Raw genomic sequence first — 14,907 nt, 5'->3', positions numbered from 1 at the left:
AGGGCGACCACCACGGGCCGTCACCCCGGCTCTCACCGGCATCTAACCACGAGCACCTCACTGGTGCCCGCAACAGAAAGGGTCCACCAGTGACCTCCTTCGTGCTGCCTCATGAGGTGCATGGCGACGGCGCCCACAAGGTGTTCGCCGTGCACGGCTGGTTCGCGGACCGCTCCGCCTACGCGCCCGTCCTGCCGGATCTCGACCGCGCCACGTTCACCTACGCCCTGGTCGATCTGCGCGGCTACGGCGAGGCCCACGCCGCCGTGGGCGCGTACACGACCACCGAGGCGGCCGTCGACCTGGTGGAGCTGGCGGACCGGCTGGGCTGGGACCGGTTCTCGGTGATCGGGCACTCGATGGGCGGCGCGGTGGCGCAGCGGCTGCTGTCGGTGGCCCCGCACCGGCTGCGCCGGATCGTCGGGGTCTCCCCTGTGCCCGCCTCGGGGATGCCGCTGGCCGGTGACCAGGGCGCGCTGTTCACGGAGGCGGCGCACCGGCCGGGGAACCGGCGCGCGATCCTCGACGTCACCACCGGCGGTCGCCGCCCCGCCGCCTGGCTGGACCGGATGGTGGACCGTTCGCTGGAGCGCAGCGACGCGAAGGCGTTCCGGGCCTGGCTCGACTCCTGGGCGGGTGACGACTTCCGCGCGGACGTCGAGGGCAGCGAGGTCCCGGCGCTGGCGGTGGCCGGGGAACTCGATCCGGCGCTGTCCCCGGCGCTGATGCGGCAGACGTGGATGTCCTGGTATCCGCGCGCCGAACTGGTGACGCTGCCGTGCGCCGGGCACTACGCCATGGACGAGACGCCGTTGGAGCTGGTCTCGGTGGTGGAGGACTTCCTGCGGGCGGACCCGGCCGGCGCCGACCCCGCCGACCCCGACCCCGCCGACGCCGACTCCGCCAGTGCAGGCCCCGCCGGCGCGGGCGAGCCGGCGTGAGCGTGCCCCGGACCCGCCCGGTGCCCGATATCTTCGACCCGCGCCGGTACGCCGCCGGGGTGCCCTACGACGACTACCGGCTGCTGCGCGACGAGCATCCCGTGGCCTGGCAGGACGAGCCGGAGGTGCTGGGCTGGCCGGCCGGACCCGGTTTCTGGGCGGTGACCCGGCACGCGGACGTGGTCCGGGTGCTCAAGGACGCGACGGCGTACTCCTCCTTCGTCGGCGCGACCCAGATCCGCGACCCCGACCCGGACGACCTGCCGTTCATCCGGCGCATGATGCTCAACCAGGATCCGCCGGGGCACGGCCGGCTGCGGCGGCTGGTGAGCCGGGCGTTCACACCGGGTCGCGTCGACCGGTTCGCGGCCGTCGCCCGCGACCGCGCGCGCACCCTGCTCGCGCAGGCCGTCGAGCGTGCCCGCACCGGTGACGGCACGGTCGACCTGGTGACCGCGGTCACCGACGAGTACGCCCTGCTCAACCTGGCCGATCTGCTCGGGGTGCCGGAGAGCGACCGGCGGCTGCTGCTGCGGTGGACGCAGCGGGTCATCGGCTACCAGGACCCGGACGAGGCCGGCCCGGCGGTGCGGGACGAGGCGGGCAGGCCGGTCAATCCGCGCTCGCCCGCGATGCTGCGGGACATGTTCGCCTATGCCCGGCAGCTGGCGGACCACAAACGACGCCAGCCGGGCGACGACATCATGACGACCCTCGCCCACGACGGCGAACTCGCCCCGGCGGAACTGGAGATGTTCTTCTTCCTGCTCACCGTCGCGGGCAACGACACGGTGCGCGGCGCGGCTCCCGGCGGGCTGCTGGCGCTGGCCGAGCATCCGCGGGCGTACGAGCTGCTGCGCGCGGGGAAGGTGGATCTGCCGTCGGCTGTCGAGGAGTTGCTGCGCTGGCATCCGCCGGTGCTGACCTTCCGCCGGACGGCCGCGCGGGACACCGAGCTGGCGGGAAGCCGGATTCGGGCGGGCGACAAGGTCGTGGTGTTCCACGCCTCCGCCAACCGGGACGAGCGCGTCTTCACGGCACCGGACCTGCTGGACCTCGCCCGCACCCCGAATCCGCACGTGTCCTTCGGGGACGGCCCGCACGTGTGCCTGGGCGCCCACTTCGCGCGGCTTCAGCTGAGGCTGCTCCACGAGGAGGTGCTGCGCGCGCTGCCCGCGCCGCGTCTCGCCGGGCCGCCGCAGCGCCTCGTCTCCAACTTCATCAACGGCATCAAGTCACTTCCCGTCCGGGCCGTTTGACGGGTTGACCTGGATCAGGGCGTGCGTGCCACCGGTGCGCCAGCCCTGCCCCTGCCCCTGCGCCGCGTCCAGGGCCGCCTCGGTGGACGCGGAAAGGCCGGTGATCACGTCGGACTTGAGGGTGCGCAGGGCGGCGACCGGGCCCGGGAAGTAGCCGGTGACGTCCGCGAAGGGCGTGGTGGGCGGCCACATCCGGTCGCCCACCAGGCGGCGGTAGTTGAGGTCTCCCTTGACGATCGTCAAGGTGGCGGAGGCGAACTCGGCGCGCAGGTCGTCCGGCATGTCGGCGTACGGCAGCGGGGCGGCGGCGAAGGGGTGGGCGCGCACGGTGAGACGGCCGTCGGCCATCGCCGACCAGAGCAGCGCGCCGTGGGCGCCGGCCGCGCCCCGCGCCGCCCGGAGCCGGCTCAGCGCGTCGACCACGTCGCAGACCGTGGCGTCGGAGACGTAGTACGGGTACGGCTTGACGTGCAGGACCGCGCGGGTGATCCGGCCCTCGGCGAGAAGGTGGGCGATCAGCAGCAGGTCGGGGACGAGTTCGCGGCCGGCGTTGTCCGCGACCAGGCAGAGCGTGCCGGCGCCGGTGGGCGGCAGCAGCGACCAGAGGGTGTCGCTGTCGTCGGCGACCAGGCCGGGTGCCGGTTCGTGGTCCGCGGCGCCGCCGGCGGAGAGACGGAAACCGAGGTCGGCGCGGTTGCCCCACAGTGAGCCGTGCAGCAGGGCGCGGTCCCGCTCGCGCACCGGCCGCTGCTGGAGGGCGTCGAGCGCGGCGAGTTCCTCGTCGGTCTGCGGGGAGTCGAGTTCGGCGCGTTTGAAGGGGCGGAAGGGGTCGATGCCCTGCCAGGCGCCCGGCCGGAGGTGATCGACGGCGTCGAGCAGCCGCCGGTAGAAGTAGCTCTCGGACCAGAGCCAGGCCACGTCGAACCAGGACTGTCCGGCGTAGGAGCGCAGCCCCCACTCCTGCCAGCGGTCCCGGTCGCCCGCGTCCTCGGGCAGCGGTTCGATCACGCCTTCGGTGCAGCTCTTCAGCAGCTCGTCCAGCGCGCGGTGCTGCCCGGGGCCGTACGGGAAGGCGTCCCGCACCTGCCGGATGATCGCGGGGTGCCGCTCGGCCAGCACGCTGTGCGGGAACGAGCCGGGGTCGTTGCCGAGGATCACGGGCGCGTGGGGGGTGTCGGGCGCGAGGGGCATGGCCGTCACCGTATCGCGCGCCGTCACCGGTCAGCCGGTTCTGATCTCCCGTTCGAGCTGCGTGGCGAGGGTCAGGTAGCGGGGCCTGCGGTGCACCGGGACCAGGCCGCGGATCATCAGGATCCACATCTCGACGACCCGGCGGGGCAGTCGCCCGACCGGTTCGAGGGAGCGGCCGGCGACCCGGGTGCCGACGAAGAAGCAGACGAGGGAGTGGGCGACGACGGCGACGTCGATGTCGGCGTGCACGTCGGTCTCCTTGACCGCCCCGTGGAACTTGCGGGTGGCGAAGTCCTGCCACTCGGTGAAGGGGTGCCGCAGTGGCGCCCGTACGGCGATGTCGGCGGTGGCGAGGCGGAGTCCGGCGCGCGGCACCGGGTCGTCCACGGCGAGCCGGGCGATCCCGAAGGTGGTGCGCATCAGGGCTTCCAGCGAGGAGCAACCTCGGGCCTCGACGTCGGCGACCAGGCGCTGCGCGGCCGCGGCCTGGAGTTCCAGTATCGCGTGGGCCAGGTCCTCCTTGGCGGCGAAATGGAAGTACAGGGCGCCCTTGGTGACCTTCGCATGGCCGACGATGTCGCTCAGACTGGTGGATTCATAGCCTTGGCGGTCGAACAGGTCGGCGGCGGCCGCGATGATCGTTGCCCGGGTCTGCTCAGCGCGTAACTGCCTCGCCATCGACCGACCCCTCTCTCATCCCACTAACGAACGGGACACGCGGTTTGTTTTCACTGCCTGCATACGATAACTCACCGATCGGCAGCGGGAGTCGGTTTGGCCGCGTGAAAATCCGGCACCTGTCAGGGGCAGTTCGGGCCCTGCGGCTCAGCCGGTACGGGGCTGTCGCGCGACGGATCCGGCGGGGCGGGGGCACTTGCGGGTGCACTCACGGGGCGCACAACAAAACCGCAGGACCGGTCTGTGACCCCCGCGCACGCGACGGGCGGCGCCGCCGCGGTGCTGGTGCTCACGCGGGGGCGCCGCCCTCGTACGGCGACTACTGAGACTTCTGCGGCTCGTGCAGTTGGTGCGGCCGGTGCCACTCCTGCGGCTGGTGCGGGACCGGGAAGCCGGTCAGGGGTGGTCAGTTGACGAAGACCGGGGCGCCCGCGTCGGTGACAGGGGCGTACTTGGCGCTGAAGAAGCCGCTGGCGGGGCAGAGCGAGGAGCCGGAGCTCTTGGTGAACTGCTGGTTGGTGAAGGTGATGCTGTTGTCCGCGTTGGACGCCTGCGCCGTCAGGCTCGGGGCCTGGTAGACGCAGGTGATGCTGCCCAGGAGGGTGCGCAGCTTGCCGGTGGCCTGGATGGCGGAGCCGCTGGGCGGTGTCACCGTGAGGGTGCCGCCGGAGGTGATGGTCGCGCCGTAGGGCAGGTTGTTGATCGTGATGCTGTCGACGCCCGTCACACCGGTGATGTTGCTGGTGCAGTTGGCGAGGGTGTGCGCGGTGACCGACTCGGTCGCGGTGCCCGGCGCGGTGGGGTTGCCGGTCACACTGGCCGTGAACTGGGACGACGTGCACCTCACGCCACTGGTGCTGGTGGCGCTGGTGTAGAGCGTGGCGGCGGTGCCGGTGGCCAGCGGTGCGACGAGGGTGTCGCCGTCCGCGACGGCGGTGCCGCCGGCGGCGCCGGTGGTCAGGACGGCGCCGCTCGCCGAGGCGGGGACGGCCGCGGCCACCGTGAGGGCGGTGACGGTGCCGGCGAGGGCGAGGAGGGTGCGCTTGCGCATGGGGGTGCCTCTCTTCCGAGGTGGGGGGACAGAGGTGAGATGTGGGGGACAGAGGTGAGACGTGGGGGGTGCGGCGGCGCCGGGCGCGGCGGAGCACGGCCCGGGTCGGAAGCGACCGTGCCGGTGCCGCGATGATGCGAAGCGGTTGCCGGCGGCACGGACGAACGGTGCCGCGGGCAGGTGATCCGGTGCGGAGAGCGATGCCGAGCGCTTGCGGAAGAAGGCCGGGAAAGCGGCCGATGCCGCTCGGCGGATCCGGCGCCACGGATCCGGGGAAACAGGGGAAGTTGTAGACCCACGCAACCATCAACGTCAAGGCATTGTAAGGGAGTTGATGCGTCGGGCACCGATCGCGCCACCCCTTGCGGACCGCTCCGGGATCACCCGCGCACATCCGACACCCTATTTTCACCATCACCTTGACCGCCCTGTGTAACCGGCGGTAACTTCCACGAAACGCTACTGCCGCGTAACGAGAAAGCCCTTGCATCCGCCGGGAGTGCGAGGAGGCGTCCGCGGCAGCCGCTGTCCGCGCCAGGACACAGCGCCACCTGAAGCCCCATCCGCATTCGTCCATGCCTCTGGGAGCAGCCATGGCCTCGTCCCCGGACGTCCCGTCCGCCGAGAACACCCCCGAGAACCCCGACAGCGGTTCTCCGTCCGACGCCTCAGCCGAGTCCGGGGCCGCCGCCGAGTCCGAGGCCCCGGCGCGGTCCGGGCCCGCCGCCGGCGGCGCGGGACGCGGACGCGTCCGGCTGCGCCGGACCGCCGTGATGGCCGTACCCGCCACCCTCGTCGCCGCGGGCCTCGCGATCCTCACCGCGCAGGGGGCGCTGGGTGTGCAGTTCGCCATCTCCGGAATGGCGTTCACGGTCACCGCGAAGGACCTGAACGGCACCGGCTTCGAGCAGTTCGGCGGACTCGACAACATGGCGGAGAACAGCCCGAACGCCGGTGACACGGGCGGCCAGGTACTGGTGGTCACCTCCGCGATCAAGGACGCCACGCTCGACAAGCTGTGCCAGAGCGTCGACCTCGGCGGCACCAACCTGCTCATCACCGCGGGCACCGACGACCACAAGGTGACCGCGAGCGACCTGACCACCGACTCCACCGAGCTGTCGGGCGACGCGGAGTTCGACAACATCGAGATCGGCAACGACGCGAGCACGCTGACGAAGGCGAACGCCAAGGGCCCGATCGGCGTCTTCAGCCAGCAGGCCGACACGGTGCACATCGCCAACCTGCGGCAGACCAACTACGCCACCACCGCTGGCGTGTTCAAGCTGCCCGGACTCAAGCTGCGCTTCAGCGACTCGGGTTGCTGAGCGGATGCCCGAGCGCGCACGCAGGGAGCTGAGGCCCGCCTTCCGCGACTGGCGGGCCCGCCGGCCCTTCTGGGGCGGGCTGCTGCTCGCTCTGGGCGGCGGCGAGATCCTGCTCACCGAGAAGGCCTCGCTGAAGGTCGTCATGCACATCGGCATGCAGGGCCTGGCCGGCTATCTGCTGCCCGCCCTGATGGTACTGCTCGGCCTGCTGATCCTGTTCAGCCCCGCCCAGCGGCTGTTCTACTCCCTCACCGGCATCCTGGTCTCCCTGGGCACCTGGCTCACGTCCAACCTGGGCGGCTTCTTCGTCGGCCTGCTCCTGGGCGCCGTCGGCAGCTGCCTCACCTTCGGCTGGCTGCCCGACCAGGAACCCCAGGTCTCCGCCGACCGGGAACCCCCGGTCTCCGCGGGAGAACCGGCCTGAGACACCGCGTGTGCCCCCGGTTTCCTCCCGGTCTCCAGGGGCACACGCGTCGTCCGCTCCGGTCAGTCGAGGCCGGCCGACTTCAGCCAGGCCTTGGCGACGTCCAGCGGGTCCTTGTGCTGCGACTGCACCTGGGTGTCCAGGTCCCGCAGGGTCGCCGTGTCCAGCTTGGCGGAGACGGCGTTGAGCGCGTCCACACCCTTGCTGGGCAGGGCGCTCTTGTTCACGAGAGGCTGGACGTTCTGGAACCCGAAGAGGCTCTCCGGGTCCTGCAGGACGACGAACTTCTCCTTGGCGATGACCGGGTCCGTGCTGAAGATGTCCGCGGCCTGCACGGCGTTCTTCGTCAGTGCCGTCTGGGTCAGCGGGCCGCCCGCGTCCAGCGCCTTGAAGGACTTGAACTGGAGCCCGTACACGTCCTTCAGGCCCACCAGGCCCTGCTGGCGGGCCTGGAACTCCGGCGAGGCTCCGAAGACCAGGTCCTTCGCGACGTCCTTCAGGTCCGCGATGGAGGACTTCTCGGTGAGCCCGTACTTCTTCGCGGTCGCCGCGTTCAGCGTGACCGAGTCCTTGTCCTCGGCGGGAGAGAGGTCCAGCAGGGTCAGCTTGGAGTCCAGCTTGGCCGTGATGGCGGAGGTGGTCGCCTCGGCCGTCTTCGGGGCGGCCTTCGGGTCGAGGTACGCCAGCAACGCGCCGTTGTACTCGGGCAGGACGGATACCGAGCCGTTCTTCAGCAGCCCGTAGGTGGTCTCGCGGCTGCCGATGTTCGGCTTGTATTCGACCTTGATTCCCTTGGCCTTGAGTGCCTCGCCGTAGATGTCCGCGAGCAGGATGCTCTCGGCGAAGTTGTTGGATCCGACGACTACGGTGTCGCCGCTTGCCTTCTTGTCCGTCAGAGGGTTGGCGTTGTCGTCGGAGGAGTTACAGCCCGTCAGCAGCGCCGTCGCCGCCGCGAGCGCGACCACTGCCGCGCCTCGGTTCCTCCGGATGGGCCTGCTGATACGGTTCGTGGAAGTCACTCACTGATCCAATCCAGCCAGTAATTCGGCAGTCAAGTGCCGGCAGGTCACCGATTGGCCTCGATGCACGTGGACGCACGCGTAGTTGGCCGCACGGAGCCCACTCGTCAGGTGCCTCGCCGTACCCCCGGCGACACCGCGAGGCGGCCCACCGCCCAGAACACGAGGAGGGTCGCGAGCGCCAACCCGGCGACCAGGGTGGCGCCGCCGACGACCTTCTCGTAGTTCCTCTGGTAGAGGCCGTCGATGATGTAGCGGCCGAGGCCGCCGAAGCTGACGTAGGCCGCGATGGTGGCCGTGGAGACGATCTGGATGGCCGCCGTGCGCAGCCCGCCGAGGATCAGCGGGAGCGCGACCGGGATCTCCACCTGGAGCAGGATGCGCGGCTCGGGCATCCCGAGGCCCCGGGCCGCGTCCACCGGGGACGGGTCGACGGAGCGGATCGCCTCGTAGGTGGTGACCAGGATCGGCGGTACGGCGAGCACCACCAGCGGGATCATCACCGGCAGCGTGCCGAACCCGAGCCAGATGAACATCAGCACCAGCAGACCGAAACTGGGCAGGGCGCGGGCGGCGGTGGCGATCAGCGCGAGGGCGTTGCCGCCGCGCCCGAGATGGCCGGTGACCAGGCCGACGGGCAGGGCGATCAGGGCGGCGAGGGCGAGGGCCTCCAGCGAGTACCCGACGTGTTCCAGCAGGCGGGTGGGGATGCCGTCGTAGCCGTGCCAGTGGGAGCTGTCGGTGAAGAAGGCGCGGACGAAGTCCAGGATGTTCACCGGGTGGCACCTTTCTTCGGCATCCAGGGGGTCAGCAGCGTCCGGACGAGGACCAGCGCCGCGTCGACGAGGATGGCCAGGACCGCGGTGGTCAGCACGGAGTTCACGGCGAGCGCGGGCCGGTGGTAGAGGTTGGCGTCGTTGAGCAGGTTGCCGAGGGCGCCCTGGTTGCCGATGAGCATGCCGACGCTGACCAGGGAGATGCTCGACACGGTGGCCACCCGCAGGCCCGCGAAGATGGCGGGTACGGCGATCGGCAACTGCACCTGGAGATAGCGCCGTACGGGCCCGAAGCCCATGGCCTGGGCCGCGGCCAGGGTCTCCGGCGGCACGGAGCGGACGCCGTCCACGATCGACGGGACCAGCACCACCAGGCTGTACACGGCGAGCGGGATCATCACCGTCGTCTCGCTCTGGCCGGTGTAGTCGATGAGGACGACGAAGAAGGCCAGCGAGGGGATGGCGTACAGCACGGTGGTGACGCCGAGGACGGGCGGGTACAGCCAGCGGAAGCGGACGCAGAGCTGGGCGACGGGCAACGAGACGAGGAGCCCGGCCAGCACCGGCAGCAGCGCCTCACGCAGATGCAGGCCGATCAGCCCGAAGTAGCTCTGCTGAAGGTCACTGGGCAGATCGAAAAAGCCGTTCATCGCCCGGCCTTCGCATCCTGCTGCTCCCCGGAACGCCCACCGGCCTCCGTACCCCCGCCGGCCCGTCCCTGACTCCCGGCGCCCGACTCCGGACTCCCGGCGTCCGACTCCGGGCTCCCGGCGATCCGGCCCTCGCTCCCAGCGGCCGACTCCCCACTCCCAGCGGCACGGTCCTCGCTCCCGGCGACCGGCTCTTCGCCCCCGGCAGCCAACTCCCCGCTCCCAGCGGTCCGGTCCTCGCCCTCGGCAGCCGGCCTCCCTCCCCCAGCGGCCCGCTCCTGCGTATGCGCTGTGCGGATCGCCGCTCCGATGGTCTGCTGGGAGACGACTCCCACGGCGTGGCCCTCGTCGTTCACGGCTACGGCCCAGCCGGTCGGTGAGAGTACGGCTCCGTCGAGCGCGGTGCGCAGCGAGTCGCGGCCGGGTACGAACGGCCGTCCGTGCGGCAGCAGTCGGTCGCGGTCGATGGCCCTGGCGGTGAACTGGTCCGGCTCGCCCCAGCCGAGGGGGGTGCCGTCGGCGTCCGTGACGAGGAGACCGGGGACGGCATCGGCGGCGCCGCGCGCGGCGAGCGTGTCGGCGTCCGCGTCGATCGGGACGACGAGGTCGGTCCGCAGCTCCAGTTCGTCCGACGGGAAGAAGGAGAGCCGGCGGATGCCCCGGTCGGCGCCGAGGAAGTCCTCCACGAAGAGGTCGGCGGGCGCGCTGAGCAGTTCGGCGGGCGGGGCGAACTGGGCGAGCCGGCCGCCGGTGCGCAGCACCGCGACCATCGTGCCCAGCTTGACGGCCTCGTCGATGTCATGGGTGACGAAGACGATGGTCTTGCCCAACTCCTCCTGGATGCGCAGAAGTTCGTCCTGGAGCCCCTTGCGCACCACGGGATCGACGGCGGAGAAGGGTTCGTCCATGAGCAGCACCGGCGGGTCGGCGGCCAGGGCGCGGGCCACGCCGACGCGCTGCTGCTGACCGCCGGAGAGCTGGTACGGGTACCGCGCGGCGAGCGCCGCGTCGAGGCCGACCCGCTCCATCAACTCCCCGGCCCGCTCACGCGCCTTCTTCTTGTTCCAGCCCAACAGGCGGGGGACGGTGGCGATGTTGTCGAGGATGGTCCGGTGCTGGAAGAGTCCCGCGTTCTGGATGACGTAACCCATCGACCGGCGCAGGGAGTTGACGGGCTGGTCCCTGATGTCCGCGCCGTCCAGGAGGACGCGGCCATCGGTGGGCTCCACCATCCGGTTGATCATCCGCAGGGTCGTCGTCTTGCCGCATCCGGAGGGGCCGACGAGGACGGTGATCGCACGGTCCGGTATCTCCAGGGACAGTCCGTCGACCGCCACCGTGCCGTCCGGGTACCGCTTCGTGACTTCTTCTATCCGTATCAAAACGCCGCGTACCCTTCGGGTTTGGCAGGTTTCTGCCTGCTTTCGGCCATGGTTCGGGGTGCGGAGGCCGTTGCGGGCCGAGTCTAGACCGCTTGTGTTGCCGCACTTCGGCGGCCGTGTGGCGGGTCCGTGCGGGCCCGCGCACAGGAGGGCGGGGCCGATCGCGCTACGGCGCCGGGGCCACCCTGGCAGCTACGTCGCCGGAGTCACCCGCGCCGCCTCGTCGTCCTCCGCTCCCGGGGCCGGCGGCCTGGCGTGCGGGCGGGCGGCGAGGACGGCCACGTCGTCCTCGGCGTGCCGGGCGTCCAGGCGCGTGAGGATGGTGTCCAGCAGGTCGTCGATGTGAAGGCCCGGAGTGAAGCGGAGGGTGGACAGCCGGGCCAGGGAGTTGTCGATGTCCTCGCCCCGGTGTTCCACGAGCCCGTCGGTGAACAGCACCAGCGTCTGCTCGGGCTCCAGCGTCGCGGTGGCCGACTCGTACCCGCCGAACCCGGTGCCGAGCGGCGGGCCGACCGGCACGGGCAGCACGGAGGCCTCGCCGTCCTGGGTGATCAGCACGGGCGGCAGATGCCCGGCGCTGGCCAGGGTGAGCTGGCCCCGGCCGGGGTCCACGCGGGCCAGCAGACAGGTCGCGGGCCTGCGCTCGGCCTCGCCTGAGGCGATGTCGTCCATCTGCCGCAGCACCCGGTGCGGGGGCAGCTCGGAGGCGGCGATGTAGCGCAGCGAGGACCGGTAGGCATTCATGTCGACGGCGGCCTCCAGGCCGTGCCCCATGACGTCGCCGACGACCAGCAGAGTGCGGCCGAAGTGCAGCCGCACGGTCTCGCACCAGTCCCCGCCGACCAGCGCGCGCTGCCCGGCGGGGAGGTAGCGGACCGCGACGTCCAGGTTCGGGTGCGGCCGGCCGGGCTCCGCGAGCAGGGCCCGCTGCAGGTCACCGGCGGTGCCGCTGATCTGCTCGTAGGCCCGCACTTCCCGGATGTGGGAGGCGGCGCGCTCGGTGAGCAGGGCGATCAGCTCGGCTTCGGGCGGGCTGTACGGCACCCCGTCCCGCGCCCAGACCAGCACGCCGTACTGGTCGTCCCCGCTGGCCAGCGGGAGACAGAGCGCGGTGCGGGTGGCGGCGCCCGCGTACTCGATCCAGGGCCGCGCCTTCTCGTCAAGCGTGGGCGTGGCCGTCTCCCGGGCCACCGCGGCGGCCCACCGGACGTCGGGCAGCAGTGCGGGGTCGCCGACGATCTGCTGGTACTCCGAGACGGTGTGCCCGGTGCGCCGTACGACCGCGGCGGCCCCGCCGACCAGCCGTACGACCGCACGGGCCAGCTCGGCGCGGGCGGCTTCCTCGTCGGGCTCGGTCCCTATGCCGGCCGCGGCGGTCCGCAGGGCGCCCAGCCAGGCCGCCGCATCCTCGGACGCGTCCTGTTCCGCCCGTCGGTGGTTGCCGACGGGCAGGGGCCCACGGCGGGCCAGGATCCAGCGCGCGACACCCATCACCCTCACAGAATCTCAAACCGGAGCGTGCACGGCAGCAATCTCACCGGCCCCTCACACCCCGGCCGCCCCATGAGCCCCCGGAGCCCCAGGGCAATCAGGCCTGCTTCGGCTCCAGCCGCAGCGAGATGCTGTTGATGCAGTAGCGCTGGTCGGTCGGGGTGGCGTAACCCTCGCCCTTGAACACGTGCCCCAGGTGCGAGCCGCACCGGGCGCAGCGGACCTCGGTGCGGACCATTCCGTGCGAGCGGTCCTCGATCAGTTCGACCGCGTCGGTGTCCTTCGGGTCGAAGAAGGAGGGCCAGCCGCAGTGCGACTCGAACTTGGTGTCCGAGGTGAACAGCTCGGCGCCGCAGGCGCGACAGGAGTACACGCCCGTGGTCTTGGTGTCGGTGTACTCACCGGTGAAGGCCGGCTCGGTGCCGGCCTGGCGCAGTACCCGGTACTCCGCGGGCGTCAGCTCCGCACGCCACTGCTCGTCCGGCTTCTCGACGTCGTACGACATGACTCTCAGCCCCTCAGTTCTGTGACAGGCGATCCAGGATCCGTGGGCCCAGGTCGGTCACGTCGCCCGCGCCCATGGTGAGAACGAGATCGCCGGGCTTCGCCATTCCCGCGATCGCCTCGGGGATCTCCGCCTTGTCGGACACGGCCGTGACGTCGGCGCCCGCGGCGCGCGCGGCGTCGATGATCAGCTCGCTGGTCACCCCGGGGATCGGGTCCTCGCGGGCCGGGTAGATGTCGAGCACCACGGAGGCGTCGGCGAGGGCCAGCGCCTGCCCCATCTCCTTGCCCAGTTCCTGGGTGCGGGAGAACAGGTGCGGCTGGAAGACGACGAGGATCCGGGCGTCGCCGGCGGCGGCCCGCATGGCCTCCAGGTCGGCGGTCATCTCGGTCGGGTGGTGGGCGTAGGAGTCGATCACCTGGACGCCGGCCGCCTCGCCCTTGAGCTGCAGGCGCCGCTTGACGCCGGTGTAGGCGGCGATCGCGGGCGCCAGCTCGGCGGCCGGGATGCCGAGGGCGACGCCGGCGACGAGCGCGGCGACGGCGTTGTGCGCGTAGTGCCGACCGGGGACGGAGACCGTGAAGGTCAGCTCCTGCCCGTCCAGCACCACGGTGACCTGGCTCTTGAGCCCCTGCGGCACGACGGACAGGACCCGCACGTCGGCGTCCTCGGCCGCCCCGTACGTCACGGTCCGCACCGAACCGCCGAGCCGGCGGGTCAGCTCGCGGGCGCCCTCGTGGTCGGCGGAGATCACCAGCGTGCCGCCGGGCACGATCTTCCCGGCGAAGGTCTCGAAGGACTCGTAGATCTCGTCCATCGACGCGTAGTTCGCGTGGTGGTCCAGCTCGACGTTGAGGACGATGGCGACCTCGGGCGCGTACGTGTGGAAGCTGCGGTCCGACTCGTCCGCCTCGGCGACGAAGATCTCGCCCTCGCCGTGCTGCGCGTTCGAGCCGGGCGCGTCCAGGTCGCCGCCGATGGCGTACGACGGCGCGAGGCCCAGCTCGCCGAGGGAGACGGCGAGCATGGAGGTGGTCGTGGTCTTGCCGTGCGTGCCCGCCACGGCGATCGGGCGCAGCCCCCGCATCAGCGCGGCCAGCGCGTCGGACCGGTGCACCACCGGGATCCCGAGTTCGGCGGCGCGGACCAGCTCCGGGTTGTCCTGCCGGATCGCGGACGACACCACGACACAGCCGGCGTCGTCCGCCAGGTGCCCGGCGGCGTGCCCGATGTGCACGCTCACGCCGAGCGCCCGCAGCGCCTCGGCGGTCGCCGAGTCCTTGGCGTCGCTGCCCGCCACCTTCGCACCACGCTGCGCGAGGATCTTGGCGATGCCCGACATCCCGGCTCCGCCGATGCCGATGAAGTGCGGTCGGTCCATGGCGGCAGGAAGGCCGGGTGCCATGTGGTTCTCCCCAAGATTCCGGTACGAGGCTGAGCGGGCCTAGCCTATGCGCTGAGGCACCGGGCTCCTCGCAACGAGGGCGAGCGCCGCTTGCCCGAGGGGCGCGGGGAACCGCGCGGGCAACCAGGACGGACCCGCACCCGCCGACGCCACCGCACCCACACCGGCACCCGCACCCGCACCCGCACCCGCACCCGCACCCGCACCCGCACCCGCCGGCGCTCCCCGGACCGCGCGGCGATCAGGCCTTGCTGTGCGAGAAGAGCTTCAGCACCGGCACCCCCACCCTGTGCCGCGCCCGCGACGCCCAGTCCCGGTGGAAGAACTCCTCCACATAGTGCGGATCGGTCAGCACGATCACCTCGTCCGCCCCCACCTCGGCGACCAGCCCCTTCAGCGCGTCCAGCGGATGGTCCTCGACCAGCCGCCCCTGCGCCTGGCTTCCCGCCGCCCGCAGGGCCTGCACGGAGACGTCCAGCGCCTGCTCCCCCATGCTCCGCGCCGCCTGCCCCTCCGGTGTCCCGCCCTCGTGGACGGCTTCGTCGAGTTCGCCGAGCGCGATGTCGTCGATGGCCCGCAGCAGGCGGTCCGCCTGGTCGCCGCGCGGCTGGAGCAGCACGTGGAAGGCCACCTGCTCGTCTCCGTGCAAGGTGGTGACGAACTCCACGTCGGCGGACGTCAACGCCTTCTCGATCATCAGAACGCTTGTGAACACCCGCGCCTCTTCTCCTTGAGGGGCCCGTCGGACCCGCTGTCCTCATAGGCCCGGTCAGACCTGAGGAAACCATCCTGCCCCGTGATCGCACG

Annotated in this window: 14 protein-coding genes and 1 pseudogene; 4 read left to right on the top strand and 11 right to left on the bottom strand. The window is 71.7% G+C overall.

What is annotated here, in order from left to right; genetic code table 11:
* Positions 1-89 precede the first annotated feature (89 nt).
* Positions 90-941, top strand: a complete 852-nt coding sequence (locus ACGFYV_RS31215) for an alpha/beta fold hydrolase (RefSeq protein WP_393881870.1) — start codon at positions 90-92, stop codon at positions 939-941.
* A 20-nt stretch (positions 942-961) separates the two neighbouring features.
* Positions 962-2,200, top strand: coding sequence for a cytochrome P450 (locus ACGFYV_RS31210; protein WP_393881869.1), 1,239 nt, complete (start codon positions 962-964; stop codon positions 2,198-2,200).
* Here the strand turns inward: ACGFYV_RS31210 and ACGFYV_RS31205 are convergent.
* From ACGFYV_RS31205 to ACGFYV_RS31195, 3 genes are all read right to left on the bottom strand, one after another.
* Positions 2,177-3,391, bottom strand: a complete 1,215-nt coding sequence (locus ACGFYV_RS31205) for a damage-control phosphatase ARMT1 family protein (protein WP_393881868.1) — start codon at positions 3,389-3,391, stop codon at positions 2,177-2,179. The two genes, ACGFYV_RS31210 and ACGFYV_RS31205, sit on opposite strands and share 24 nt — an antisense overlap.
* A gap of 30 nt (positions 3,392-3,421) precedes the next feature.
* On the bottom strand, positions 3,422-4,069 hold the full coding sequence (locus ACGFYV_RS31200; protein ID WP_393881867.1) for a ScbR family autoregulator-binding transcription factor: 648 nt from the start codon (positions 4,067-4,069) through the stop codon (positions 3,422-3,424).
* Between the two features lie 406 nt (positions 4,070-4,475).
* Positions 4,476-5,120: a Tat pathway signal sequence domain protein gene (locus ACGFYV_RS31195; RefSeq protein WP_393881866.1), complete on the bottom strand. Its 645-nt coding sequence runs from the start codon at positions 5,118-5,120 to the stop codon at positions 4,476-4,478.
* 593 nt (positions 5,121-5,713) lie between these two features.
* On the opposite strand from ACGFYV_RS31195, the gene ACGFYV_RS31190 reads away from it, so the two are divergent.
* A complete protein-coding gene (locus ACGFYV_RS31190) occupies positions 5,714-6,448 on the top strand; it encodes a DUF6230 family protein (RefSeq protein WP_393881874.1) in 735 nt (244 codons plus the stop codon).
* Positions 6,449-6,452: 4 nt separating this feature from the next.
* Positions 6,453-6,872 (top strand): DUF6114 domain-containing protein, encoded by a 420-nt coding sequence (locus tag ACGFYV_RS31185; protein WP_393881865.1) that lies wholly within the window; start codon positions 6,453-6,455, stop codon positions 6,870-6,872.
* Positions 6,873-6,934: 62 nt separating this feature from the next.
* Here the strand turns inward: ACGFYV_RS31185 and ACGFYV_RS31180 are convergent, their stop codons facing one another.
* From ACGFYV_RS31180 to ACGFYV_RS31145, 8 genes and pseudogenes are all read right to left on the bottom strand, one after another.
* Positions 6,935-7,891: an ABC transporter substrate-binding protein gene (locus ACGFYV_RS31180; RefSeq protein WP_393881864.1), complete on the bottom strand. Its 957-nt coding sequence runs from the start codon at positions 7,889-7,891 to the stop codon at positions 6,935-6,937.
* Positions 7,892-7,998: 107 nt separating this feature from the next.
* The gene (locus ACGFYV_RS31175; protein WP_393881863.1) at positions 7,999-8,667 is read right to left on the bottom strand and encodes an ABC transporter permease; all 669 of its coding nucleotides are present in this window, start codon (positions 8,665-8,667) and stop codon (positions 7,999-8,001) included.
* Entirely contained in the window at positions 8,664-9,317 is a 654-nt protein-coding gene (locus tag ACGFYV_RS31170) for an ABC transporter permease (RefSeq protein WP_393881862.1), read from the bottom strand. Before ACGFYV_RS31170 ends, ACGFYV_RS31175 begins: the two co-directional genes overlap by 4 nt.
* A 257-nt stretch (positions 9,318-9,574) precedes the next feature.
* Positions 9,575-10,699, bottom strand: a pseudogene (locus ACGFYV_RS31165) (ABC transporter ATP-binding protein); the annotation flags it as partial.
* A gap of 192 nt (positions 10,700-10,891) precedes the next feature.
* On the bottom strand, positions 10,892-12,190 hold the full coding sequence (locus ACGFYV_RS31160) for a PP2C family protein-serine/threonine phosphatase (protein WP_393881861.1): 1,299 nt from the start codon (positions 12,188-12,190) through the stop codon (positions 10,892-10,894).
* A gap of 97 nt (positions 12,191-12,287) precedes the next feature.
* Positions 12,288-12,695, bottom strand: a complete 408-nt coding sequence (msrB, locus tag ACGFYV_RS31155) for a peptide-methionine (R)-S-oxide reductase MsrB (protein WP_393881860.1) — start codon at positions 12,693-12,695, stop codon at positions 12,288-12,290.
* Between the two features lie 13 nt (positions 12,696-12,708).
* Complete coding sequence (gene murC, locus ACGFYV_RS31150; RefSeq protein ID WP_393881859.1) at positions 12,709-14,100, bottom strand: UDP-N-acetylmuramate--L-alanine ligase; 1,392 nt, start codon at positions 14,098-14,100, stop codon at positions 12,709-12,711.
* 241 nt (positions 14,101-14,341) lie between these two features.
* A complete protein-coding gene (locus ACGFYV_RS31145; protein ID WP_393881858.1) occupies positions 14,342-14,815 on the bottom strand; it encodes an indole-3-glycerol phosphate synthase in 474 nt (157 codons plus the stop codon).
* Positions 14,816-14,907 lie beyond the last annotated feature (92 nt).

Origin of the sequence: Streptomyces sp. NPDC048297 (genome assembly GCF_043201585.1) — a bacterium.
GTDB lineage: Bacteria > Actinomycetota > Actinomycetes > Streptomycetales > Streptomycetaceae > Streptomyces.
The sequence above is the reverse complement of the archived record's forward strand: the minus strand, read 5'-3'. Positions and strand labels throughout refer to the sequence as shown.